Here is a 21683-nt window from a genome sequence, read left to right as displayed (position 1 = left end):
CCGGCCGCTAGGGCTCGATCAGGTTTATCCGTGCGATGGCGGCCGGGTAATTCTTGTCGAAGTCCACCCGATCTTCACCGATCTGGGCCGAGTCGACGATGTAGGCGACGTTGACCCACAAATCACGCATTGTCGGGCTCATCGGCGTTCCCACCAGGCGCGCGCAGATGATCAGCCCTGGAACCCACACTGCGGGTGGCCGGTCGGGTGGCCGGACGACCAGGTCCGCGCTGGCCCGGTCGATGTCGAAGCCCGGCGTCGGCCAGGCGTTGACCGCGATCCGCTCTTGGAGCCAATCAGGTATCTCCTGCGGCGGCTCGGGGACGAACAGCAGTGGTTGGTCGAGCTTGACCATGCAATAGTCCGGCCGGTCGTCGCCGGGCAGGAACCGGATCAGCTCACCTGCCAACGGGAGCCGTGCCGCGAACTCCTCTGGCCCGGTGTCCATCTCGTCGAAAATGATCCTCGGCACGTTCGACAGCATCGCACACAGGAAGTTGCACGGGACGGCGGTTGCCTCACGGCTGGCCGGGTTTGAGGACCACGAACAACGCCTCGGCGTCGGTCAGCACGGTGTCGCCGTCGCACACTGTGGTCTCGACGAAGATCTTCCGGCCCTCCGTCCGGCTGACCCACGCCTCGACCTGCAACTCCTTGTCGATCGGCACGATCTGGCGGTAGTTGACGTGCAGATAGGCGGTGCGCTGGTACGGGCCGCCGGTCAGCACCCACGACGCGGTTCCCAGCACCGAGTCGAACAGCAGCGCGATGGCCCCGCCGTGCGCGGCCCCATTGCGGCCCAGGTGGAACCGCCGGAAGCGGGCCCAGCCGCGCAGCCGCCCGTCGTCGTCCTTCTTGAGCTTCATCGGCACCGGCAACAGGTTGCCGCGCATCGGCAGGTCCAGCCGGCGCCCCGACGGTGATGACCATTCGTCGGTGTCGAACGGGGCCAGCAGGTCGCAGACGTCCTGCAACGCGTCGGCTGCCTTGCCGATCACCTCGGCGGGGGCATCGGCGGCGCGGGCATGGTCCTGCAGCGCGCGCATGGCCTCCAGGAACCGGCCGTAGTCCGGCCCGCCCTTCTCGGTCGGTTCCGGCGGATTGAAACCGCCGCCGGCGTGTGGGGCTTTCACGCCCCTATTAAACGTTCCTGCCCTCATCTGGCGGACGGCCCGCCCGCGATGGCAAGGTTGGGCCGGTGGACTTGAGCACGCTGCGTGACCTCCCGCTCACCTACGCCGAAGTGGGCGCCACCGCCGGCACACTGCCCGACGGGTATCACCATCTGGACCTGACCGCACCGATCGGCCGGGGCCGGCAGCGTTTCGAGCAGGCCGGCGACGCGGTGCTGCGTTGGGGGATGCTGCGCGGCGCCGGGCTGGGTGTGCGAGTGGAGGCGGACAGCGACGTCGCCGCCGTCGGCGGGGTGGTACTGGTGCGGCTCGGTGTCATGAAAGCACCGTGTCGGGTCGTCTACGTCGTGTCGGAGCCCGACCGGCGCGGCTTCGCCTACGGCACCCTGCCCGGACATCCCGAGTCCGGTGAGGAGCTTTTCTCGGTGCGCTACGACCCCGCCGAGGACACGGTGTACACGCAGGTTCGGGCGTTCTCTCGGCCGGCCACCTGGTGGATCAAGGCGGGTGGTCCCGTGGGACGGCTGGCGCAGCGCGTGATGGCCAAACGCTATCTGCGGGCAGTGTGACCCGTCAGCTCCAGCGGGCCAGCAGCCGTTGCGCCCCGGTGCACAGCTCGTCGAGGACCACCCCGGCCGGACGGCTATCGGTGAGCACGCCCACGCCCTGGCCCGCATCGACCGGGGCCACCCGCTGATCCCCGGCGGCGATCCCGGCGGCCAGCTCCGCAGCCGCCTCCGGGTCACCGGCCAGGGTTTCCTCGTGTCCCATCCAGCGGCCGGTGAACTCGTTGCGCAACACCCGCGACGGGAACCGCGCCGGCCAGTCCAGCCGCTGGCCGACGTCGAATACCCGGGTGGTGACGGTGTCGGTGCCGGCGGCCGCGATCAGCGCGCGGCGGGCGCTGTCGGCGGTCAGCGCCTCGGGACAGGCCGACAGGCAGGTGCCCAGCCAGGCGCCGGCGGCCCCGGCGGCCAGCACCGCGGCCAGGCTGCGCGGCGAGCCGATGCCGCCGGCGGCCAGCACCGGCACCGTCACGGCGTCCAGAACGGCGTCCAGCAGTGGCAGCGTGGCCAGCCGGGTGTCGCCGTGCCCGCCGCCCTCGGCGCCGCGGGCCACCAACACGTCCAGCCCGGCGTCCTGCGCTCGTCGGGCGGTCTCGGCGTCGTAGACCTGGGTGGCGGCGAGGATGCCGGCCGCATGGGCTCGGTCGACCCAGGTCAGGTCGGCGCCGAAGCTGACCGACAGCAGCGCGGGGCGGGCGGCCAGGGCGGCGTCGAGCAGGTCAGGCCGGTCTCGGATCACCCAGTCCACCAAGCCGATTCCGAACCGCGGTGCCTGCTCGAGCGCGGCCAGCTCGGTGGCCAGCGACGCCGCGGTGGCGGTGCTGCCCATGCCGATCATGCCCAGCCCGCCCGCCGCGGTGACCGCCGCGGCCAGCCGCCCACCGGCCACCCCGCCCATCGGGGCGTTGAGGATGGGCAACCGCAGCCCGGCGCGCAGCGACCAGGGTGTGCTGAGTTGCGCCGCGGTCACGCTCCGTGCGATGCGCTCTTGGTGACCGTCAGCAGCACCACCGCGTCCTCCAGCGATTCCAGCGCGTGGCGGGTGCGCGGCAGAGTGACGAGCTCCCCGGCCGAACCCTCCCAGGCGTCGTCGCCGGCGGTAAGCCGCACCCGGCCGCGCAGGACCTGCAGGGTCGACTCCCCCGGGCTGTCGTGTTCGGCCAGCGACTGGCCGGCCTGCAATGCGACCAGGGTCTGGCGCAGGTGGTGCACCGAACCGCCGTACACGGTGTGCGCCGCGCGCCCGCTGTGGTGTTGCTTGGCCTCGGCCAGCTTCTCGTCGGCCAACGCGTTCAAGGAGGTCGATTCCATCGGTATTCCTTCGGCTCGGTGGGCGGATGGTGTTCGGATCGGACGGATCGGACGGCTCAGCGGGTCAGCAGGAGAATGCCCAGCCAGACCAGCGCGGTGACTTTGACCAGCTCCAACGCGATGTAGGCGTAGTGGGCGCGCGAGCGGGGCACATCCAGCCCCGACAGCACCTGATCGGCGCGGCGACTCAGGGACGGCCGCACCGCGAGCACCTGAGCCACCAGCATGGCCAGGGCGATCGCGTACGTCACCGCAACGCCGGCGCCGGGCCGCTCGAGCGCAAACGCCACCGCGATGGCCGCGGCCAGCAGGAACTCTGCGGTGTTGAGAGCCCGAAAGACCAACCGGCCGATGCCCAGACAGATCGGGACCGTCGCGTTGGGCGCCCGAAACTTCAGCGGCGCCTCCATGAAAGAAATCGCGATCACCATGCCCAGCCAGAGGAAGGTTGCGGCGGTCGCGACGGCGGAACCGACACTCACCCGGCGGGTCCGTCCACGCGCACCGCCCCCGCGGGCGAAGGGGCGCTGCGGGCACCGTTCGAAGGCGTAGCCCCGTTGGGATACAACGACTTCAGGTGTGCCACGCACAGGTCGGGCTGGGCGAACGGCTCAAGGCGGTCGACGGTCACCGGCGCCTCCCAGGCCTCCAGCGCGCCCTGCATCAACCCCAGGTGGATCGGGCAGATGACTTCAGCGGCGTTTTCAGCGAGCTCCAGGAACGGGCAGTGCCGCAATCCGAGCTGCATCTCGCCGGCGCCATCGGGTTCGAGCTGCTCGGGTTGGAAGCCCAACTCGTCGAGCATCTCGATGAGATGGCCGGTCGACTCCTCGGCGTCGACGGGTCCGGTCGGGTGGTGCAGCGGCTGCAGTCGCCGGCCCCACTCCCGGCCCGCGGCCAGTGCCTTGCTGCTGGCGTCCTGGTCGGCGGCTAGGCCGATGGTGAGGATCTCCGCCAGCAGCCGGAATCGGCGGGTGCCGCCGCGGTCCATCTGCCGGATAGCGCGGAACATCAGCGCCGGTCGGCCCCGTCCCTTGTGATCGGGTTCGGTGTGTTCGACCCGGCCTTCCTCGACCAGGGTGTCCAGGTGGAACCGCACCGTGTTGGGGTGCACCCCCAACGTGTCGGCGATCTGCGCGATGCTCAGCGGTTCTTCCGCGGCCTGCACCAGCCGAAGCACGTCGAGGCGGCGTCCTCCAGGTCCTCCAGCTGGCGCGGGCGGTTTGACGATGTCGCTCACTCCCCCTGAGGGGGATAGCCGGCCACCAGCGGGGTGTCGATGCCGAGCGGGCCGATCTTGGCGGCGCCACCGGGCGATCCGAGCGCTTCGTCACGGCCCGGCAGCGGCTCGGCGAAGAACGCCACGTTGTCGGCCAGGTGGGGTTGCAGCTCATCCGGAAGGTCATCTTCGTAATAGATGGCCTCGACCGGGCACACCGGCTCGCAGGCCCCGCAGTCCACACATTCATCAGGATGGATGTAGAGGGCGCGGCCGCCTTCGTAGATGCAGTCGACCGGGCACTCCTCCACGCAGGCCCGGTCCATCACGTCAACGCACGGCTTCCCGATCACATATGCCATGGGCACAGAGTTTACACAAGGGATTTTGTAGAAACTAGAAAGGCGGGCCTAAATGCCGGCGGGCGGACTCGCCCTCCTCCGGTGAGCCTTTCGGGATCTCGATAATCCGCGAAATATGTTGTCCTGCAACATGATATATGACGTCTGCGCCGCCTGGGCTACCGCGCCGGCGACTCTGCCGCCACCCCGGCGATGACGGTCGAGTAGAAACAGATGATGGCTGACAACTCCGGCTACGGCGCCTTCCCCTCCCTTCGACTCGAGACCGGCGGCAACGGCGTGCTGCAACTGGTGCTGGACTCCCCCGGGCTAAACTCCGTGGGGCCGCAGATGCACCGTGACCTCGCCGACGTGTGGCCGGCGATCGAGCGCGACGACCGGGTGCGGGCGGTGCTGGTTCGCGGCGAGGGCAAGGCCTTCTCCGCCGGCGGCAGCTTCGAGCTGATCGAGAAGACCATCGGCGACTATGCCGGGCGGATGCAGGTGCTGCGGGAGGCCCGCGATCTGGTGCTGAACATGGTCAACTTCTCCAAGCCGGTGATCTCGGCGATCAACGGGCCCGCCGTGGGCGCGGGCCTGGTGGTGGCACTGCTGTCTGATATCTCGGTGGCCGGGCGCACCGCCCGGCTGATCGACGGCCACACCAAGCTGGGAGTGGCCGCCGGGGACCACGCGGCGATCTGCTGGCCGCTGCTGGTCGGCATGGCCAAGGCAAAGTACTACCTGTTGACCTGCGAGACCCTGCACGGCGAGGAGGCCGAACGCATCGGGTTGGTCTCCAAGTGCGTCGACGACGACGAGGTACTGGCCACCGCGACCCGCATCGCCGACGACCTGGCCCACGGCGCGCAGGATGCGATCCGCTTCACCAAACACAGCCTCAACTACTGGTACCGGCAGTTCGCGCCGGCCTTCGAGACCGCGTTGGGGCTGGAATTCCTCGGCTTCTCCGGGCCCGACGTGCACGAGGGCCTGGCCGCCATCCGGGAGAAACGCAAGCCTCAGTTCGGATGAGCCCGGGCGAGGCCAATACACCTTGGTGTGTATCATGGTGTCATGTCTCGGACAAACATCGAGATCGACGACGCACTCATCGACGCCGTCCAGCGGATCTATCGTTTGGACTCCAAACGCAGTGCCGTCGACTTCGCATTGCGGCGGCTCGTCGGCGAAGCGTTGAGCGTCGAGGAAGCGTTGTCGTTGCAGGGCACCGGTTTCGACTACACCAACGAGGAACTCGAATCGTTCTCCGTTCCGGAACACGCCGCCGAATCGCCCGGATGATCGTCGACACGTCAGTCTGGATCGAATTCTTGCAGGGCTCGGACTCCACCTCGACTCGTTGGGTCACGGAACGTATCGCCGAAGAATCGCTGCTGACCGTTCCCGAGGTTGTCCTCATGGAGCTGATGATCGGGACCACCGACGAGAAGATCGCGGCAGTCCGACGCAGGTTCTTGCAACGATTCTCCATCGAACCGCTGGCAGCGGTACGTGATGCCGAAGACGCGGCGGCAATTCACCGACGCTGCCGACGCGGCGGAGACACCGTGCGCAGCCTTATCGACTGCCAAATAGCCGCTATGGCGATGCGGTTGAAACTTGTTGTGGTACACCGTGATCATGACTTCGAAGTCATTCGCACGCACTGCGGATTACAGACACTGCCGCTGTTCTGAACAGCCCCGCACCGGCTAACCCGGTTGCGGCGCGACCGCCTGTTCCTTGGCCCACCGGTAGTCGGCCTTGCCCGACGGCGAACGCTGCACCTGAGCGCAGAACACCACGTCCTTGGGCAGCTTGTAGCGCGCGATGTAGCGGGCCGCCTCGTCGATGATGTCATCGGCGGCGGCGTCGGCGCCCTGGGTCAGCTGCACCACCGCGACCACCTCGTTGCCCCATCGCTCACTGGGCCGTCCGACCACCACGACGTCGTAGACGGCGGGATGGTGCGCGACCGCGGCTTCGACCTCCTCGGCGAAGATCTTCTCCCCGCCGGAGTTGATGGTCACCGAGTCGCGGCCGAGCAGTTCGATGTCACCGTCGGCATCCCAGCGGGCCCGGTCGCCGGGGACTGAATGGCGAATGCCTTCGATGACCGGGAAGGTCCGCGCGGACTTCTCCGGGTCACCGAGGTATCCCAACGGCACGTAACCCTGCTGGGCCAGCCAGCCGATCTCGTCGTCGCCGGGTTTGAGAATGCGGGTCATGTCCTCGCTGACCACCACCGCACCCGGGTTGGGGGTGAATCGCCCGGTGGAAGCCTGGTCGCGGCTGGTGGTCTGCCCCATCTGCGCGCCGGTCTCCGACGAGCCGCCGGCATCGAGGATCGTCAGCTGCGGCAGCAGCTCCAGGATCCGTTGCTTGAGCGGGGCGGTCAGCGGCGCACCACCGCTGGCCAGCACGAACAGTCCCGACAGGTCATACTGCCCCGCTGCAGCGTTTTCCAACGCGTCGGCGAGCGGGCGGGCGAAGGCGTCGCCGACGATGGACAGCGAGATGACCCGCTCCCGGGCGGCCAGCTCCCAGGTCGCGACCGGGTCGAACCGGTCGGTGGTCGCCGACATCACGAACGGCCGCCCGCCCAGCAGCGTGATGAATGCGGCCCACTGGGCGGCGCCGTGCATCAGCGGCGCCACCGTCATCGAACCGGGGCCTCCGGTCCGGGTGCGTTCGACGATTTCCGCCAGGCTGGTGGGTACGGCGCCGGTACCGAACTCCCGGCCGCCCATGGCGTTGATGAAGATGTCGTGCTGGCGCCACAACACGCCCTTGGGCATTCCCGTGGTGCCGCCGGTATAGAGCACGTACAAGTCGTCCGGGGACAGCACCACGTCCAGCGGGTCGGCGGACGTGGCGGCCAGCAGCTCCTCGTAGCGCACCGCGCCGGGCAGCGGTGCGTTGCCGGAGTCGTCGTCGACGTGGATCAGCGGCATGTCCGGTAGCCGGTCACCGGCCTGCTGCAGCGCTTCGGCCAACGTGGGCGCAAACCGGGCGTGGTACATGACCGCCTCGGCGGAGGCGTTGGTCAGCAGGTAGACCAGTTCGTCGGCGACGTAGCGGTAGTTGACGTTGAACGGCGCGACCCGGGCGTTGTAGGCCCCGAGCATGCCTTCCAGGTATTCGTTGCCGTTGGCCAGGTACAGCGCGAGATGACTCTGCCCGGATTCATCCGGGGCCAGCTCGGAGCGCTCGCGACGCGCACCCAGACCCCACTCGTGCAGTGCCCGCGCCAGCCGGCGAGACCGATCCTCGATCTGCTTGTAGCTGAATCGCCGGTCGCCGAAGACGACGCAATCGCGCTCCGGGTGGGCCGTCGCCACCGCCGAGAACACTTGGGCGAGGTTGAATTCCACTGCCGCTCCTCGAATCGATCCAGCACCTGCAGCACGCGCGGCTAACGCTACAAGGTGGCGCCTGTTCGGCCCGGTGACCGTGCCGATGAGCGGATTCGGCCGAAGTCAGGGATGATTGGCCGCATGTCCGTCGATGTCCTGCTCTTCTCGATCCCGCCCGCGCTGGTTTACCTGCTCGTGGGCGGCGTGATCGGTCTGGAGAGCCTGGGCATCCCGTTGCCGGGTGAGCTGATGCTGGTGGGAGCCGCGCTGTTGTCGTCGCGGCACGAGTTGGCGGTCGACCCGGTCGGGGTCGCGCTGGCGGCGATGGTGGGCGCGGTGATCGGTGACTCGATCGGCTACTCGATCGGGCGGCGCTTCGGCATGCCGCTCTTCGACCGCCTGGGCCGGCGATTCCCGAACCACTTCGGACCCGGCCACATCGCCCTGGCCGAACGGTCGTTCGGCCGCTGGGGCGCCACCGCGGTGTTCTTCGGCCGATTCGTCGCGCTGCTGCGCATCCTGGCGGGTCCGCTGGCCGGGGCATTGAAGATGCGATACCAGCATTTCCTGGCCGCCAATGTGCTCGGAGCCATCTGCTGGGCCGGTGGAACCACGGCCCTGGTCTATTACGCCGGCGTGGCGGCTGAGCACTGGCTGTCCCGCTTCTCCTGGGTGGCGTTGCTGGTCGCGGTGCTCGCCGGGTTGATCGGCACCATCGCGCTGCGGGGCCGATTCGGCGCCCAGATCGCGGAGCTGGCAGCGCAGCATCACCCGGAACCCGATCCCGTCGAATAGGGACCGAATAGGGGTTGTCCCCGCGCCGTCGCCGGAGCATGGTGGAAGGGACCGGCGGCGCCGCCGGGGCGTCGCCCCGATCACCCGGAGGCCCCATGTTCGCGCGCGCAACAACCATCCACGCTCATCCGTCCTTCTTGGATGAGGGAATCACCCACGTCCGCCACGTAGTGATGCCCACCCTGGCCGACATGGACGGCTGCGCGGGAATGTCCATGCTGGTCGACCGCGACGCCGGCCGGTGCATCATCACCTCGTCCTGGCTGGACGAGGACACCCTGCGGGCCAGCGAGGCCGAAGCCCAACAGCTGCGCGACCGTGCCACCGAAATCTTCCACGCCACCGCCGAGATCACCCGCTGGGAGATCGCCGCGGCACGCCGCGATCACCGGTCCCGGCGGTACGCCGGTGTGCGCGTCACCTGGCTGCGGACCGACCCGGCCGACTGCGAGCGGATGGTCGACACCTACAAGCTGGCGCTGATGCCCGAAATGGAGGATCTCGACGGCTTCTGCAGCACCACCCTGCTGGTGGATCGGTCCTCAGGACGCGCGGTGTCCTCGGTCAGCTTCGACGACCGGGCGGCCATGGTGGCCAGCCGCAGCGGCGAGCAGGCGATCTGGGCCAAGGCCGTCAATGACGCCGGCGCCGAGATCCTCGAGGTCGCCGAGTTCGACCTCGCGATCGCCCATCTGAACGCGCCCGAGATGGCCTAGACGCCCCCGGGGATGCTCCGGCGACCGCCCCGGCCGCCGGAGCGCTGAGCATGCCAACACCCATTCGGACGAATACGCTCGTGGCCGAACCGCTCACGGGGAGGGCCTGCGTGTCATGACGAGCCAGCGGCAGCCGCGCTCGACCCCGGCGAAGACACCGAGCTGTCCGAAGACTCGACGGATCCGGTTCCGTTTCGATGACGGTGACGCGCACGGCAAGTATTTCGCCGACGGCGACATGGTGCTCAGTCATTTCCTCGCCGGTCTGTCCGGCGGCTTCCCGGCAGGCGAGGAGTCCTTCATCCGGTCGGTGCGCCGATTTGCCGACCGAGCCACCGACCCGGTGTTGAAGAAGCAGGTGGCCGGCTTTATCGGGCAGGAGTCCACCCACGGCCAGGAACACCGCCGGCTCAACGCGGTGCTCGCAGCCAAGGGCTATCCGATCCGCTGGCAGGACTCGAATGCTGTGCACCGCTGGCGGATTCGGGCCGAGCGACGCACACCAGCGATCGTGCACCTGGCCCAGACCGCAGCGCTGGAGCATTACACCGCGGTCCTGGCGAAGCGCATTCTGTCCAGCGACGAGATCCAGGCCATTCCGGGGACGCCCGAAGTGTGGCACCTGCTGAATTGGCATGCCGTGGAAGAACTCGAGCACAAGTCGGTGGCGTTGGACCTCTATCGCGCCGTCGGCGGCTCCGAGCGAATCCGGATCGCGGCGATGGCCGTATTGATCGTCGCCACCGCCCCGCTCATCGCGCTCGGGTTGGCGATCTCCCTGGCCCGCGATCCGGTGGTCCGCCGGCAACCGCGCCGGGTGCTGCGCGGAGTGTTCGCCCTCTACCGCGGGCCTCTCTTCCGAGGATTCCTGCGGGACGCGGCGGCATACCTGCGTCCCGGATTCCACCCGGACGACGTCGATACCGATGCGCTACTTGATCATTGGCGCTCACGACTGTTCGGCGCCGACGGCACACTGAACGGCCACTTGCGTTGAGAAGCGGTACGGGTGACCGCACGTTAGTCTTTGGTCGCGGCGCGTTGCCGCCTTTGCTAGGAGGTATCACCCATGCGTTCTTTCAGCGTGGCCGTGGCGGTAGCGGTTGCCGCCATGTTCGGTTGCGTGCCCGTGGTGGTGGCGGCCCCGAAGGATTACTGCGCCGAACTCCACGGCGGCAATGCCGGCCGCACGTGCGAGATCCAACTCTCCGAGCCCGGGTACAGCGTCGACATCAGCATGCCGCTGAACTACCCGGACCAGAAGTCGGTTGCCGAGTACATCGCCCAGACACGCGACGCGTTCCTCAACTCGGCCAAGTCGGGCGCGTCTGGCAGCACGCCGTACAAGTTGAGCGTCAAGCCGACGGAATACTCCTCGTCCATTCCCCCGCGCGGCACCCAAGCAGTGGTGTTCACGGTGGACCAGAACGTCGGCGGGGCGCAGCCACAGACGACGTACAAAGCGTTCAACTGGGACCAGACCTACCGCAAGCCGATCACCTACGCGGCCGCCCCGGACGACAAAGACCACGCGCCGTTGTGGCAGGTGGATGATCCGCTGAAGACCGTCGCGCCGATCGTCCAGGCTGAACTGCAGCAGCAGCTGGCACCGGCGCCCACCCAATCAGGGCAGTCGGCTGCGACCACGTCCGCCACGGCGCCGCCACAGTTGCCGATCGCGCAAACCGCGCTGTACGACCCCGCCAACTATCAGAATTTCGCGGTGGTCAACGACGGGGTGATCTTCTTCTTCGACCAGGGCGTGTTGTTGCCCGGCTCAGCCGGGGCTCTCCACGTGCTGGTGCCGCGGTCTGCCATCGACCCGATGATCGCATGACAGCCGCCGTCAGCTGCCGATCGGGACGAATCCGCTGCCCGGTCCGTCGCCGGCGTTGACGTCGGCCAGGATCGCGCTGAACCTGGTCAAGTACGTAAGCCCCTGCGGAGGCCGATACCGGCTCATGCTCACGCCACCGCCGTAGGCCAGGCCCACCAGCAGACCGTTCAGCGTTACCGGGGCTCCCACATCGCCCGCATCAAATTGCTCCCGCATCGTCATACGCGGCCACCCGTCGAAAATGATGCGATTGCAGATGCCAGGGGTGACAGGTCCCCACTTACACACCTCAGAGTCGAACACCGGGTCCGGGCCGATGCCGTTGATCGCAATGCCGGCGTAGTCCGAGACTGGGATGAGCTCGGGAACATCGAACCTGACCACCGCGTAGCGTAGGTCGCCGTTGACGGCCACCACGGTGCCTACGGTGGTGTCTGTTCCCGCGACCGCGACGGCTGCCCCAGGTCCACCGCAATACGCTCCGGTGAAACCCACCACATCACCAAACCGGTCACGTCCGATCGTGGTCAGCGTGCAGTAGTTGTTGCCGTCGACGACGATGACGGCCCCACCGCCCAAGATCACCATGGCAGCCGCGGGTGGAGCTGCAGGCAGGCCAGCGCCGACGATCAGCAGGAGGGCGAGAACCAGCCGCCAGCAAGCAGGGCGCAAGGATTCTCTCCCTTCGATTCAGCTGACGCCGTAGCTCGCCTATCGGTCAGTCGAATGGGTTCGGGACGGATGCGCCATCAGCCCCCGGTGTCCCGGGCGTGCCGTCGGCGCCGCCGTTGCCGCCGTTGCCACCGGGGTTCTGGAAAGTGCCTCCGCCGTTTCCGCCGTTGCCGCCGGCACCGTTGCCGTTGGGGCCGACCTGGCCGCCATTGCCACCGTTGCCACCGCTGCCGCCTGTGGCGCCCAGCGGGTGGGAACCACCGTTGCCGCCGTTGCCACCGACTCCCCCGATACCACCGTCGGCGCTTCCGCCGGTCCCGCCGATCCCCCCGGTGCCACCACTGGTATCAGGTCCGACGCCGCCATTGCCGCCATTGCCGCCGTCACCGCCCTGGCCTGCGGTACCGGCACCACCGCCACCGCCGCCTCCACCACCGGCACGTGACCAGCTGCCGGTGCTGCTGCCTTCTCCGCCCTGGCCGCCCGCGCCACCGATACCCCCGTCGCTGGCGCCGCCGTTGCCGCCGACACCGCCGTTGCCGCCAGTACCGCTGCTGGGGCTCAGGCCGGTGCCGCCGCCTATGCCGCCGGCACCACCGTGGCTGGCAGCTCCGCCATCAGTGCCGTCACCGCCGTTGCCGCCATTGCCGCCTACCCCGCCGTTACTGCTACCGCCCAAGGGGTTGCCCATGCCCCCGGCGCCGCCGCTACCGCCGGCGCCGGCGACGCTGCCTGCACCGCTGGCCTCGCCACCATGTCCACCGGCACCGCCCGCACCGCCGTCGCGGCCACCACCCAAGCCGCCGCCGATGCCTCCGCTACCGCCGGTACCACCGTTGCCGGCGGTGCTGCCGACACCGGTCGCCGAGCCGCCATCGCCACCGACACCACCGACACCACCGTCGCGGCCACCACCCACGGCACCGCCGTTACCACCACCGCCGCCGTTACCACCGTTACCGGCGGTGCTGTGGTCACCGATAGCCGCGCCGCCGTTGCCGCCGACACCGCCGACACCACCGTCGCGGCCACCACCCTGACCGCTGCTGGGCGCGCCGATGCCGCCGTCACCACCATTGCCGGCGGTACTGCCTTCACCGACAGCGGCACCGCCGTGGCCACCATTGCCACCGTTGCCACCGTCAAGGTCTCCCTGTCCGTAGACGAAGATGCCGCCCTTGCCGCCATTGCCGCCGTTGCCCGCGACACTGCCGGCGCCGCTGGTAGCACCACCGTCTCCACCATTGCCGCCGACGCTGGCATCCCTACCCAGCCAGTAGCTCGACATGCTGCCGTCGCCGCCGTTGCCGCCGGCACCGCCCGTGCTGCCGACGCCGTCAGCGCTGCCGCCATCACCACCGTTTCCGCCATTGCCGGCGGCACCACCGATCGCGAAAATTCCCGGCGCGCGACCACTGGCACCGCCGTTACCACCGGCGCCGCCGATCCCGCCATCGCCGACGGAGTTGCCACCGTGTCCGCCGTTGCCGCCATCACCGTTGGTGCTGAACAACATTCCGCTTCGGCCGCCGGCGCCGCCGTTGCCGCCGTCGCCCGCCTGTAGGCCATCAAGGCCCGCGCCGCCGTTGCCTCCAGCGCCCCCGTTGCCGATCCAGTTAGCGGCACCACCGACACCACCATCGGCGCCGGCGCCACCGTCACCGCCGGCACCGCCGTTGCCCAACCAGCCGCCGGCACCGCCGGCGCCACCGGCAATACCGTCTTGCGTACTGCTCCAACCGGTTCCGCCGTCACCGAAGATCCATCCGCCGGCGCCGCCGTCAGGGTCGACCTCGGTGCCGTCGACGCCGTTGCAGATCAGGCCGCAGGCGCCGCCGAAAGCAAACAGCGGGTTGATGAAGTCGTTGACCTGCGCACCGACCGGACTGTCGATCCAGTCCTGCATCGCAGCGTGCAGCGGCAGATAGATGTCGTTCTGGAACCAGTCGGCGAAATCAGTACCGACAGCCGCGCCGGGCAGGTCATCACCGACGAACAATGACGCCAGATCAACCGTCGACGCCGGATCCAGACCACCCCAGTAACCGGGATCGAACACCGCACCCCACGCAGCCGGATCCAACAGATCAGCGAAGAAGTCCTCGAAGTCAGCGTGGGCTACCGGCGCCAATCCGAACGCCGCCAACGCCCCGACAGACGCTCCAGCAGCAGCCACCCGCCGCGACGGAGCGGAGCCATTTGCCTTAAACCAACCTGAGATATTCACCCCATGTGCCTACCACGAAAGGTAGGAGCCCGCCATTCGACGAGCGAGGCGGCCTGAAGGCCTTGTGAGGCGGGCGCGTCGGCACGTAATGGCGGTTGCAGTAATACCGCTTTACTGTTTTACGGGTGAGTGGGACCATAGAGCTATGACTTTTCATGGCTTCGTGGCTGTCCAGGGCCGCGGTGTTGTTGCACTGCCGGCCGAGCTGCGTCGGCGGTTGCATCTCGACGAGTCGGGGGCTCAGGTCGAGATCACCGAGCGTGAGGACGGGGTGCTAGAGCTTCGGCCGGCGCTACCAGTACCTGCCGATCAACGATGGTTCTGGGAGGACCGCTGGCAACGACGGGAAAAGGAAGTCGACGAGCACGTGGCGGCCGGACGGGTGACCGTCCACGACGACAGCGCGGCCTTCCTTGATCATCTCGATCACCTCGACGCCCAGGCCCAGGCCGACGACCCTGATCAGCCGTGAAGTTCGAGACGACCCCAGCTTTCGATGCCGATTACCGCAGACTGAAGGTCGAGCACCGAGCGACCTTCCGGGACGTCGTGAGGACGAGATTCGCCCCGGCGTGCGACGCCTACGCCGCCGATCCGGCGACTCCGTGGCCGCGATCACTGCGCGTCAAGGCCGTGCAAGGCGCGCCGGGCATTCTGGAGATGTCGTGGTCCTTCGCCAGCCCGGATGGCCGCGCCACCTTCGAACTGCTCACCGTCGCTGATGAATTGCGCTGTCGATGGCGCCGCGTCGGAGATCACGACGTCTTCAAATCCCCCTAGCTTTGCAGCCCGCTGCCTCGACCACGACCGAGTGTGTCGGCTGGGCATCGCGGCCCGTGTGTCGAGCCGCCGGGCGGGCAGGACCCACCGCCGACAACTAGTGACTCACGCGGGTGACACGCGGACCCACTTACCTTAAGCCAACCTGAGATATTCACCTCGTGTGCCTGTCGCGAAAGGGAGGAGGCCGCCATTCGACGGCGAGACCGAAAGAGCGCAGCGGGTAGCGATAACCGGCCGAACAGTCGAGAGCTGGGGGCGGCAACCGCGGGCCGCCACCCCCGCCGCTGACCACGCGGGTCGCTCTGGGCCAGTTCAGCTTCGCCGCAAGGCGCCCGAAACGGAAAAACCACCTGCTAGCAGGTGGCTTTCGGTGGTCCCGGCTGGGATCGAACCAGCGACCTTCCGCGTGTGAGGCGGACGCTCTCCCCCTGAGCTACGAGACCGGATGAACGAGGTCGAACACTAGCACGCCGGGCACGCCGAGCCTCAATGCGCAGGCGGATTTTCGTGCGACTCGCCGGTCTGACAGGCCAAGTTGTGTTGTCTCACATGAGTGGACTAATGTTCTGCATCGCGACGGGCGACGATCTCGCCCGTGGCACGCGGATGTAGCGCAGTTGGTAGCGCATCACCTTGCCAAGGTGAGGGTCGCGGGTTCGAATCCCGTCATCCGCTCGAGGGTGTCAAGTGGCATCAACCCCTTGCGGTGGAGTGGCCGAGTGGTGAGGCAACGGCCTGCAAAGCCGTGCACACGGGTTCGATTCCCGTCTCCACCTCCGTCCTAGGCTCTAAGCGCGGTTAGCTCAGCGGGAGAGCGCTTCCCTGACACGGAAGAGGTCGCTGGTTCAATCCCAGTACCGCGCACCACAGTTTCACCAGCTCAGAGGCACTACCGAGAACCATTACCCGGCCCGTATGCAACAAGCATGCAACAGCGGTCCAACTGAGCAGGCTTCCGCCAACACGGAAGACACCACGCAGGACTCCCCGCGCTAATCCGGTTCGGCTCGGCCTGCCTCATGCCGTCGGTCGGCCTTTTCTTGCTCGACGAGCCCTCGCCGTGCCGCGAGGCGCTCCAGGGACTCCAGCTCATCCGGATTCAGTCGCACTTGCCGTACACGGCGGCGGAGCCTGTTGGGCCGGCTCACCTTCACATGCGGGGGCAGCGGCTGTCCGTCGTCGGGCTGGTCGATGGTGGCCTCGGCCTCCGCAGCGACCCGGTTGAGCAGGTCGGTCAGTTCCCGGTCTTTGTCTTTCATGGCCATCTCCTCGTCACCCGGAACCCAACTGTGCGTTGAGCGCCACCTCTTTGGCCTCTTTGGCGACGTCGCCCAGCCCGGGGTCGGCCAGCATACGGTCGACCTCCGACAAGCTCGACACGGCAAAAGCCCCTGCCACCACCGTGGTGGCGACAGGGGCTTGGCTGTAAAGCGTTGCAGGCCTGCGCGTTAGCTCTTCTTGGACTTCAGCGCCAGGCCGACCACCGCGGTCACGATGGTGCCCAGCACGCCGCCGCCTACCAGGCTGCCGGCCGCTTGGGCCCAGTCGAACCCACCGGCGACACCGCTGGAGAGAACGCTGTTCAGCAGCCCGCCACCGGCCAGACCGCCGAGACCGCCACTGATCAAGCTACCGAGGCCGCCCGGACTGGGGATCTTTGCCGACGTGTCGGCCGCTTTGCCTCCGAGAGCGCCCCCAAGAGCGCCTGCGATCAGCGATTCGAGCATTGTGTAACCCCTTTGCCGTAGTTGCGCCGCCTTGTTAGCTGCGCCAACGGATCAGTTATAACGAAGATCATGCCTGGCTAAGTCGCATTTCGCAGAGATCCGCCAACGTCAACCATCGGTTGACGAACCCATATCGTCAACCTACAGTTGACGATATGGCCAACCCGACTCCGCTCACCCCGTCAGTCCGCCTCGATGACCTGATCAACGCCATCACCGGAGTACACGACAATCCACTGGAACAGTTGACCGACGCCGTACTGGCAGCCGAGCATCTCGGCGAGGTCGCCGACCATCTGATCGGGCACTTCGTCGACCAGGCACGCCGGTCCGGCGCTTCGTGGACCGATATCGGCAAGTGCATGGGCGTCACCAAGCAGGCGGCGCAGAAGCGGTTCGTCCCGCGGGCCGAGACCACCGGACTCGACGCCGAGCAGGGCTTCGCCCGCTTCACGCCCCGGGCACGCAATGCCGTCGTGGCGGCCCAGAACGCTGCCCACCAGGCGCGCAATGCCGAGATCACCCCCGACCATCTGGTCCTGGGCCTGCTGCAGGACCGCGGCGCGTTGGCCACCGCGTTGCTCACCGCGCAGCATGTCGACCCCGACGCCGTCGTCGCCGGTGTCACCCTGCCGCCCGGCGGCACCGGATCGCCCGCATTGATTCCGTTCAGCGGCCCGGCCCGCAAAGCACTGGAGTTGACCTTCCGCACCGCACTTCGCCTCGGACACAACTACATCGGCACCGAGCACCTGCTGCTGGCGCTGCTCGAGGAGGAGGACGACACCGGGCCCCTGCACCGTGCCGGAGTGGACCGGGAACGCGCCGAGGCCGACCTCGCGCAAGCCCTGGAGTCGATCAGCACGAACCTGGCCGGCGGCGCAGCCGATCCCGCGAACTGACCGCTGTCCCATCTGGCGGGCCAGGGCGGCTGCACCCGCGATCACGATGTGCCATCATGCCCAGAAGCAAACGAAGGGGACATGATGCATCGCTGGATTCTGGCCCTGGTCACTTCCGTCGTCACCGCGTTGGCCGCTTTGATGGCACCCGCCGCCGGATATGCCACGCCCACCACCAACCCCGAGGCGCCGATCGGCCGGCTCGGCGACACGCTGCGCATCCAGTACAAGGACGAGGCGTTCGGTCCGCTGGTGGCAGATGTGACGGTGCACGACGTGGTGCCCAGTGAGATCCCGCCGGGCTGGGGCGCGAACGGGACGCCGCGCTGGCGCAACCAGGGCGGCCCGTGGCGGGCGAACGTGACCATCCACCCGATCTCGGTGCCCAACCCCTACATCATGGCGGCCTCGGTCACCTTCGACGGCGTGACGCCCGGCGGCGACGCGTACGTGTCCAAGCACACCGACGACCCGACGGCCCTGGACGCGGTCCTGACCAACGCCCCGGCGGGCTCCACCGTCAACGGCGGCGTCTACTGGGATGTCTACCGCGGCCTGGTCACCCACGTGGTGATGCTGTCGCGCAACACCGGGCTGCGCCTGGCGCAGTGGAACCTCTGAGCTAGTCGACCCTACTGAGCCCTACTGAGCGCGAGCAGCCGCGAGGTGGCGCGCAGGTACTTCTTGCGGTATCCCCCGGCCAGCATCTCGGCGCTGAAGATGTCGTCCAGCTTGGCTCCGGAGGCCACCACCGGGGTGCCCGCGTCATAGAGCCGATCGGTCAGCGCCACCAGCCGCAGCGCCACGTTCTGATCGTCGATGGGGTGCGCACCGGTGAGGAACACGGCGGTGACGCCTTCGATCAGGGTCAGGTACCGCGACGGGTGCATGGTGGCCAGGTGCGCGCAGAGCGCGTCGAAGTCGTCCAGTGTCGAGCCCGGCAGCTCCGCGGCACGCTGGGCGACCTGCTGCGCCGACGGTGGTTCGGGCGCCGGCGGCAGGTCCCGGTGCCGATAGTCCGGACCGTCGACCCGAACCGGGGTGAAAATGCTTGACAGAGCACTGATTTCGCGCAGAAAGTCCTGAACGGCGAAACGTCCCTCGCCGAGTTGCTCGGGCAGCGTGTTGGACGTGGCGGCGACAGACACCCCGCGCGCCACCAGTTCGGACAGCAGCCGCGACACCAGCGTGGTGTTGCCCGGGTCGTCGAGTTCGAACTCATCGATGCACACCACGGTGTAGCCGCCGAGCAACTCGATGCATTCGGTGAATCCGAACACCCCGGCCAGCTGGGTGAGCTCCATGAACGTCGCGAACGCCGTCCCATGCGACTCGGCCCCGCCCGGGGTCTCGGTGATCTCGCGATAGACCGAGGCCAGCAGATGCGTCTTGCCAACGCCGAAACCGCCGTCGAGGTACAGCCCCACGCCCGGCAGCACCTCACGCTTGCCGAACAGCTTGCGCCGCCCCGCCCGCCGGGCCAGCGCCTGCGCGCAGAACGTGGTGCAGGCGGTCACCGCGGCCGCCTGGGTGGGCTGCGCCGGGTCGGGACGGTAGCTGGCGAAGCTGGCCTCAGAGAACGTCGGCGGCGGCTTGAGCTGCGCAATCAGACGCTCCGGTGAGACCGCCGGATGCCGGTCCACCAGATGACCGATCGACTCGACAGCGGGATTAGGCACGCAGGAACTGTAGCCACATGGTGCAATCGAGGCCATGTCCGACCTCAGCGCAGACCCGGGATTCACCCTGCTGGGTTCGGCCACACCCGTCGACGACGCCGAACTGGCACGGCTGTACGCCTATCCGCCGGCCGACCAGCCGCGAATCTGGGTCCGGGCCAATTTCATCGGCAGCATCGACGGCGGCGCCACGGTGGCGGGCACCTCCGGCGGGCTGGCCGGGCCGGGCGACCGCACCCTTTTCATGCTGCTGCGGGCATTGGCCGACGTCGTCGTGGTCGGGGCGGGAACGGTCCGGGTCGAGAACTACGGCGGAGCGCGTCTGGGCGTCGCGCAGCGCCAGAGCCGCCGTGACCGCGGACAGTCCGAAGTGCCCCGGCTGGCGATCGTGACCCGGGCCGGGCGACTGGACCGAGACCTGCGGGTGTTCAACGACACCGAGCTGGCGCCACTGGTGCTGACCTGCTCGAAGAACGCCGCGGACACGCGACGCCGGCTGGCCGGGCACGCGGAGGTCCTGGACTGCTCGGGAGATGATCCCGAGCGCGTGGACGAGGCCGCCGTGCTGGCCGCGTTGGCCGAGCGCGGGCAGTATCGGGTGCTCACCGAAGGCGGACCGACCCTGCTGGGCTCTTTCATCGAGCGCGGGCTGCTCGACGAGCTGTGCCTGACCGTGGCCCCGTATCTGGTCGGGGGTCTGGCCCGCCGCATCGCCACCGGTCCCGGCGAGCTGACCACCCCGATGCACTGCGCGCATCTGCTCACCGACGAATCCGGCTACCTCTACGGCCGCTACGTCAAAAGCGGGCGCCTATAAGGTGACAGGCATGACCAGCTACTCCAGGTTCGCCCGGATCACGGTTGCGGCGGCCGCCGCACTGGCCGTGTCCGCGCCCATGCTGGCAGGCTGCGCGCCCGGGCTGGCCGCCGACCCGCGGTTCGCCACCGACTCCGGTGCCGGGCCCCAGGGCCAACCCGAGTCCACACCGGACAATGCCGGGCCGCCGCCGATCGAGGTCCCCAAGAACGAACTGCCCTGGCATGACTGCACGGCACGGGTGTTCGGCGATGCCGCGTTGCCCGCCACCCCCGGGGTGCGGCTGGACTGCTCCAGCTATGACGCCGACCTCGATCCGCTCGGCGGCGGTTCCTCGGCGATCAGCATCGGGGTGGTGCGGGCCCGATCGGTGCAGACCCCGGCCGACGCCGGACCGGTAGTGTTCACCACCGGCTGGGACCTGCCGTCGTCGCTGCAGCTGCCGATCTGGCTGGCACGGGCGGGCGCCGACGTGCTCAAGAGCCACCCGATCATCGCTGTGGACCGGCGTGGCATCGGGATGTCGAGTCCGGTGGACTGCCGCGATCGCGGCCAGCGCGACGAGATGTGGAACCAGGCGCAGTTCGCCCCCGGCGACGACCCGGTGGCCAACCTGGGCACCATCACGATGGAAGCCACCACCGACTGCACCGACTCCATCTCGCCCGGCGAGTCCGCCTACGACAACGCCCACGCCGCCACCGATCTCGAACGGCTGCGCAGCATCTGGGACGTCCCGGCGTTGGCACTGCTGGGGATCGGCAACGGCGCCCAGGTGGCACTGGCCTACGCCGGCTCCCATCCCGGCAAGGTGGCCCGGCTGGCACTGGACTCCCCCATCCCGCTCGGGGTGGCCGCCGAGGCCGCCGCCGAGCAGCGGGTCAAAGGCCAGGAGGCGGCCTTCGAGGCGTTCGTCGCGCAGTGCGTCGCGGTGAACTGCCCCCTGGGACCCGAGCCGAAGGGCGCCGTCGACGCGGTGCTGGACTCCGCCCGTTCCGGGCACGGCCCGGGCGGCGCGTCGGTGGCCGCGGTGACCAACGCCATCATCACCGCCCTGGGTTATCCCACCGGCGACCGCGTCCACACCACCAACGAATTGGCCAAAGCGCTGGAGACCGCGCATTCCGGCGACGCCAATCTGCTGACCAACCTGATCAACCGCGCCCAGGGCACCACCGGCAGCGACGGCCGCTTCATCAACTTCTGCGCCGACGCGCTCAACCGGCCCACACCCGATCGGGTCCGGGAGCTGGTGGTCGCTTGGGGTAAGGAATACCCACAGTTCGGCGCGGTCGGCGCCCTGGATATGGCGCAGTGCCTGAGCTGGCCCAGCAGCAGCACTCCGGAGGCACCGAAGGAACTCAAGATCGACGTGCTGCTGCTCGGGGTGCAGAACGACCCGATCGTCGGCGAAGACGGGGTGGCGGCCACCGCCGCGGCCGTCATCAACGCCGGCGCGGCCAGCAAGCGGGTGATGTGGCAGGGTATCGGACACGGTGCGACGGTGTACTCGTCGTGCACGCTGCCGCCGCTGATCGGTTATCTGGACAGCGGAAAGTTGCCCGAGACCGACGTCTACTGCCCGGCCTGACCCTGCTC

Annotated in this window: 27 protein-coding genes and 4 tRNA genes; 17 read left to right on the top strand and 14 right to left on the bottom strand. The window is 68.4% G+C overall.

The window, feature by feature from the left end; translation table 11 throughout:
- Window positions 1-7: 7 nt before the first annotated feature.
- Both AWC16_RS05125 and AWC16_RS05120 read right to left on the bottom strand, forming a co-directional pair.
- A complete protein-coding gene (locus AWC16_RS05125) occupies window positions 8-472 on the bottom strand; it encodes a hypothetical protein (RefSeq protein ID WP_133055912.1) in 465 nt (154 codons plus the stop codon).
- A 46-nt stretch (window positions 473-518) separates the two neighbouring features.
- A complete protein-coding gene (locus tag AWC16_RS05120) occupies window positions 519-1160 on the bottom strand; it encodes a PaaI family thioesterase (RefSeq protein WP_207572260.1) in 642 nt (213 codons plus the stop codon).
- A 38-nt stretch (window positions 1161-1198) separates the two neighbouring features.
- Here AWC16_RS05120 and AWC16_RS05115 point away from each other — a divergent pair, with 38 nt between their 5' ends.
- Window positions 1199-1702: a DUF1990 family protein gene (locus AWC16_RS05115; RefSeq protein WP_085263696.1), complete on the top strand. Its 504-nt coding sequence runs from the start codon at window positions 1199-1201 to the stop codon at window positions 1700-1702.
- Between the two features lie 4 nt (window positions 1703-1706).
- Here the strand turns inward: AWC16_RS05115 and AWC16_RS05110 are convergent, their stop codons facing one another.
- From AWC16_RS05110 to fdxA, 5 genes are all read right to left on the bottom strand, one after another.
- Window positions 1707-2597: an NAD(P)H-dependent flavin oxidoreductase gene (locus AWC16_RS05110; protein ID WP_085263886.1), complete on the bottom strand. Its 891-nt coding sequence runs from the start codon at window positions 2595-2597 to the stop codon at window positions 1707-1709.
- A 68-nt stretch (window positions 2598-2665) separates the two neighbouring features.
- On the bottom strand, window positions 2666-3010 hold the full coding sequence (locus AWC16_RS05105; protein ID WP_085263695.1) for a cupin domain-containing protein: 345 nt from the start codon (window positions 3008-3010) through the stop codon (window positions 2666-2668).
- 56 nt (window positions 3011-3066) lie between these two features.
- The gene (locus AWC16_RS05100) at window positions 3067-3492 is read right to left on the bottom strand and encodes a hypothetical protein (RefSeq protein ID WP_085263694.1); all 426 of its coding nucleotides are present in this window, start codon (window positions 3490-3492) and stop codon (window positions 3067-3069) included.
- On the bottom strand, window positions 3489-4250 hold the full coding sequence (locus tag AWC16_RS05095; protein ID WP_085263693.1) for a helix-turn-helix transcriptional regulator: 762 nt from the start codon (window positions 4248-4250) through the stop codon (window positions 3489-3491). The genes AWC16_RS05100 and AWC16_RS05095 overlap by 4 nt, the downstream gene beginning before the upstream one ends.
- On the bottom strand, window positions 4247-4591 hold the full coding sequence (gene fdxA, locus AWC16_RS05090) for a ferredoxin (RefSeq protein WP_085263692.1): 345 nt from the start codon (window positions 4589-4591) through the stop codon (window positions 4247-4249). The genes AWC16_RS05095 and fdxA overlap by 4 nt, the downstream gene beginning before the upstream one ends.
- A 216-nt stretch (window positions 4592-4807) precedes the next feature.
- Here fdxA and AWC16_RS05085 point away from each other — a divergent pair, with 216 nt between their 5' ends.
- From AWC16_RS05085 to vapC, 3 genes are read left to right on the top strand one after another with little or no spacing between them, the layout of a single operon-like run.
- Window positions 4808-5605, top strand: a complete 798-nt coding sequence (locus tag AWC16_RS05085; RefSeq protein ID WP_085263885.1) for an enoyl-CoA hydratase/isomerase family protein — start codon at window positions 4808-4810, stop codon at window positions 5603-5605.
- Between the two features lie 42 nt (window positions 5606-5647).
- A complete protein-coding gene (locus tag AWC16_RS05080; protein ID WP_085263884.1) occupies window positions 5648-5875 on the top strand; it encodes a type II toxin-antitoxin system VapB family antitoxin in 228 nt (75 codons plus the stop codon).
- Window positions 5872-6270 carry a type II toxin-antitoxin system VapC family toxin gene (gene vapC / locus AWC16_RS05075; RefSeq protein WP_085263691.1) on the top strand — a complete coding sequence of 133 codons (399 nt, stop codon included), beginning with the start codon at window positions 5872-5874 and terminating at the stop codon, window positions 6268-6270. Before AWC16_RS05080 ends, vapC begins: the two co-directional genes overlap by 4 nt.
- A gap of 15 nt (window positions 6271-6285) precedes the next feature.
- Here vapC and AWC16_RS05070 read toward each other — a convergent pair whose 3' ends face one another.
- Entirely contained in the window at window positions 6286-7947 is a 1662-nt protein-coding gene (locus AWC16_RS05070; protein ID WP_085263690.1) for an acyl-CoA synthetase, read from the bottom strand.
- 123 nt (window positions 7948-8070) lie between these two features.
- Here AWC16_RS05070 and AWC16_RS05065 point away from each other — a divergent pair, with 123 nt between their 5' ends.
- The 4 genes from AWC16_RS05065 to AWC16_RS05050 all read left to right on the top strand — a co-directional run bounded on the left by AWC16_RS05065 (window position 8071) and on the right by AWC16_RS05050 (window position 11277).
- Entirely contained in the window at window positions 8071-8724 is a 654-nt protein-coding gene (locus AWC16_RS05065) for a DedA family protein (protein WP_085263689.1), read from the top strand.
- A 95-nt stretch (window positions 8725-8819) separates the two neighbouring features.
- The gene (locus tag AWC16_RS05060; RefSeq protein ID WP_085263688.1) at window positions 8820-9440 is read left to right on the top strand and encodes an antibiotic biosynthesis monooxygenase; all 621 of its coding nucleotides are present in this window, start codon (window positions 8820-8822) and stop codon (window positions 9438-9440) included.
- A 115-nt stretch (window positions 9441-9555) separates the two neighbouring features.
- The gene (locus tag AWC16_RS05055; protein WP_085263687.1) at window positions 9556-10437 is read left to right on the top strand and encodes a metal-dependent hydrolase; all 882 of its coding nucleotides are present in this window, start codon (window positions 9556-9558) and stop codon (window positions 10435-10437) included.
- Window positions 10438-10509: 72 nt separating this feature from the next.
- Window positions 10510-11277 (top strand): esterase, encoded by a 768-nt coding sequence (locus AWC16_RS05050; protein WP_085263686.1) that lies wholly within the window; start codon window positions 10510-10512, stop codon window positions 11275-11277.
- A 9-nt stretch (window positions 11278-11286) separates the two neighbouring features.
- Here AWC16_RS05050 and AWC16_RS05045 read toward each other — a convergent pair whose 3' ends face one another.
- Together AWC16_RS05045 and AWC16_RS25500 are read right to left on the bottom strand one after the other, a co-directional pair.
- Window positions 11287-11865, bottom strand: a complete 579-nt coding sequence (locus AWC16_RS05045) for a chymotrypsin family serine protease (RefSeq protein WP_085263685.1) — start codon at window positions 11863-11865, stop codon at window positions 11287-11289.
- Between the two features lie 130 nt (window positions 11866-11995).
- Window positions 11996-14125, bottom strand: coding sequence for a PGRS repeat-containing protein (locus tag AWC16_RS25500; protein WP_165759162.1), 2130 nt, complete (start codon window positions 14123-14125; stop codon window positions 11996-11998).
- A 196-nt stretch (window positions 14126-14321) separates the two neighbouring features.
- Here AWC16_RS25500 and AWC16_RS05030 point away from each other — a divergent pair, with 196 nt between their 5' ends.
- Complete coding sequence (locus AWC16_RS05030; RefSeq protein WP_085263684.1) at window positions 14322-14648, top strand: AbrB/MazE/SpoVT family DNA-binding domain-containing protein; 327 nt, start codon at window positions 14322-14324, stop codon at window positions 14646-14648.
- On the top strand, window positions 14645-14956 hold the full coding sequence (locus tag AWC16_RS05025; RefSeq protein ID WP_085263683.1) for a hypothetical protein: 312 nt from the start codon (window positions 14645-14647) through the stop codon (window positions 14954-14956). The genes AWC16_RS05030 and AWC16_RS05025 overlap by 4 nt, the downstream gene beginning before the upstream one ends.
- Before the next feature lie 374 nt (window positions 14957-15330).
- Here the strand turns inward: AWC16_RS05025 and AWC16_RS05020 are convergent.
- A tRNA-Val gene (locus AWC16_RS05020) sits at window positions 15331-15402 on the bottom strand.
- Between the two features lie 159 nt (window positions 15403-15561).
- On the opposite strand from AWC16_RS05020, the gene AWC16_RS05015 reads away from it, so the two are divergent.
- The 3 genes from AWC16_RS05015 (at window position 15562) to AWC16_RS05005 (ending at window position 15826) form a co-directional block, all read left to right on the top strand.
- Window positions 15562-15634 (top strand) — tRNA-Gly (locus AWC16_RS05015).
- A 30-nt stretch (window positions 15635-15664) separates the two neighbouring features.
- Window positions 15665-15735 (top strand) — tRNA-Cys (locus AWC16_RS05010).
- Window positions 15736-15751: 16 nt separating this feature from the next.
- Window positions 15752-15826 (top strand) — tRNA-Val (locus tag AWC16_RS05005).
- A 125-nt stretch (window positions 15827-15951) separates the two neighbouring features.
- Here the strand turns inward: AWC16_RS05005 and AWC16_RS05000 are convergent.
- Window positions 15952-16218: a hypothetical protein gene (locus AWC16_RS05000; RefSeq protein ID WP_133055911.1), complete on the bottom strand. Its 267-nt coding sequence runs from the start codon at window positions 16216-16218 to the stop codon at window positions 15952-15954.
- Window positions 16219-16407: 189 nt separating this feature from the next.
- A complete protein-coding gene (locus tag AWC16_RS04995; protein WP_109561283.1) occupies window positions 16408-16686 on the bottom strand; it encodes a hypothetical protein in 279 nt (92 codons plus the stop codon).
- Window positions 16687-16841: 155 nt separating this feature from the next.
- Here AWC16_RS04995 and AWC16_RS04990 point away from each other — a divergent pair, with 155 nt between their 5' ends.
- Window positions 16842-17588: a Clp protease N-terminal domain-containing protein gene (locus AWC16_RS04990; protein WP_085263681.1), complete on the top strand. Its 747-nt coding sequence runs from the start codon at window positions 16842-16844 to the stop codon at window positions 17586-17588.
- A gap of 84 nt (window positions 17589-17672) precedes the next feature.
- Window positions 17673-18209 carry a hypothetical protein gene (locus tag AWC16_RS04985; protein WP_085263882.1) on the top strand — a complete coding sequence of 179 codons (537 nt, stop codon included), beginning with the start codon at window positions 17673-17675 and terminating at the stop codon, window positions 18207-18209.
- Between the two features lie 11 nt (window positions 18210-18220).
- Here the strand turns inward: AWC16_RS04985 and zapE are convergent, their stop codons facing one another.
- Window positions 18221-19303 (bottom strand): cell division protein ZapE, encoded by a 1083-nt coding sequence (gene zapE / locus AWC16_RS04980; protein WP_085263680.1) that lies wholly within the window; start codon window positions 19301-19303, stop codon window positions 18221-18223.
- Here zapE and AWC16_RS04975 point away from each other — a divergent pair.
- Together AWC16_RS04975 and AWC16_RS04970 are read left to right on the top strand one after the other, a co-directional pair.
- Window positions 19302-20084, top strand: coding sequence for a pyrimidine reductase family protein (locus AWC16_RS04975; RefSeq protein WP_085263679.1), 783 nt, complete (start codon window positions 19302-19304; stop codon window positions 20082-20084). The genes zapE and AWC16_RS04975 overlap by 2 nt on opposite strands.
- A 79-nt stretch (window positions 20085-20163) precedes the next feature.
- Window positions 20164-21675, top strand: coding sequence for an alpha/beta fold hydrolase (locus tag AWC16_RS04970; RefSeq protein ID WP_234812141.1), 1512 nt, complete (start codon window positions 20164-20166; stop codon window positions 21673-21675).
- Window positions 21676-21683: the final 8 nt, after the last annotated feature.

Origin of the sequence: Mycolicibacter longobardus (genome assembly GCF_002102265.1) — a bacterium.
Classification (GTDB): Bacteria; Actinomycetota; Actinomycetes; order Mycobacteriales; family Mycobacteriaceae; genus Mycobacterium; species Mycobacterium longobardum.
Note: the sequence above shows the minus strand (reverse complement) of the source record. Positions and strands in the feature narration are given on the sequence as shown.

Bases quoted from the DNA above. Each gene is read 5' to 3' on its own strand.
- AWC16_RS05120 (WP_207572260.1), bottom strand. From the start codon at position 1,160: ATGAGGGCAGGAACGTTTAATAGGGGCGTGAAAGCCCCACACGCCGGC.
- AWC16_RS05110 (WP_085263886.1), bottom strand. From the start codon at position 2,597: ATGGGCGGGGTGGCCGGTGGGCGGCTGGCCGCGGCGGTCACCGCGGCG.
- AWC16_RS05105 (WP_085263695.1), bottom strand. From the start codon at position 3,010: ATGGAATCGACCTCCTTGAACGCGTTGGCCGACGAGAAGCTGGCCGAG.
- fdxA (WP_085263692.1), bottom strand. From the start codon at position 4,591: ATGGCATATGTGATCGGGAAGCCGTGCGTTGACGTGATGGACCGGGCC.
- AWC16_RS05085 (WP_085263885.1), top strand. From the start codon at position 4,808: ATGGCTGACAACTCCGGCTACGGCGCCTTCCCCTCCCTTCGACTCGAG.
- AWC16_RS05080 (WP_085263884.1), top strand. From the start codon at position 5,648: ATGTCTCGGACAAACATCGAGATCGACGACGCACTCATCGACGCCGTC.
- vapC (WP_085263691.1), top strand. From the start codon at position 5,872: ATGATCGTCGACACGTCAGTCTGGATCGAATTCTTGCAGGGCTCGGAC.
- AWC16_RS05065 (WP_085263689.1), top strand. From the start codon at position 8,071: ATGTCCGTCGATGTCCTGCTCTTCTCGATCCCGCCCGCGCTGGTTTAC.
- AWC16_RS05060 (WP_085263688.1), top strand. From the start codon at position 8,820: ATGTTCGCGCGCGCAACAACCATCCACGCTCATCCGTCCTTCTTGGAT.
- AWC16_RS05055 (WP_085263687.1), top strand. From the start codon at position 9,556: ATGACGAGCCAGCGGCAGCCGCGCTCGACCCCGGCGAAGACACCGAGC.
- AWC16_RS05050 (WP_085263686.1), top strand. From the start codon at position 10,510: ATGCGTTCTTTCAGCGTGGCCGTGGCGGTAGCGGTTGCCGCCATGTTC.
- AWC16_RS05045 (WP_085263685.1), bottom strand. From the start codon at position 11,865: ATGGTGATCTTGGGCGGTGGGGCCGTCATCGTCGTCGACGGCAACAAC.
- AWC16_RS05030 (WP_085263684.1), top strand. From the start codon at position 14,322: ATGACTTTTCATGGCTTCGTGGCTGTCCAGGGCCGCGGTGTTGTTGCA.
- AWC16_RS05000 (WP_133055911.1), bottom strand. From the start codon at position 16,218: ATGAAAGACAAAGACCGGGAACTGACCGACCTGCTCAACCGGGTCGCT.
- AWC16_RS04995 (WP_109561283.1), bottom strand. From the start codon at position 16,686: ATGCTCGAATCGCTGATCGCAGGCGCTCTTGGGGGCGCTCTCGGAGGC.
- AWC16_RS04990 (WP_085263681.1), top strand. From the start codon at position 16,842: ATGGCCAACCCGACTCCGCTCACCCCGTCAGTCCGCCTCGATGACCTG.
- AWC16_RS04985 (WP_085263882.1), top strand. From the start codon at position 17,673: ATGCATCGCTGGATTCTGGCCCTGGTCACTTCCGTCGTCACCGCGTTG.
- AWC16_RS04975 (WP_085263679.1), top strand. From the start codon at position 19,302: ATGTCCGACCTCAGCGCAGACCCGGGATTCACCCTGCTGGGTTCGGCC.
- zapE (WP_085263680.1), bottom strand. From the start codon at position 19,303: ATGGCCTCGATTGCACCATGTGGCTACAGTTCCTGCGTGCCTAATCCC.
- AWC16_RS04970 (WP_234812141.1), top strand. From the start codon at position 20,164: ATGCTGGCAGGCTGCGCGCCCGGGCTGGCCGCCGACCCGCGGTTCGCC.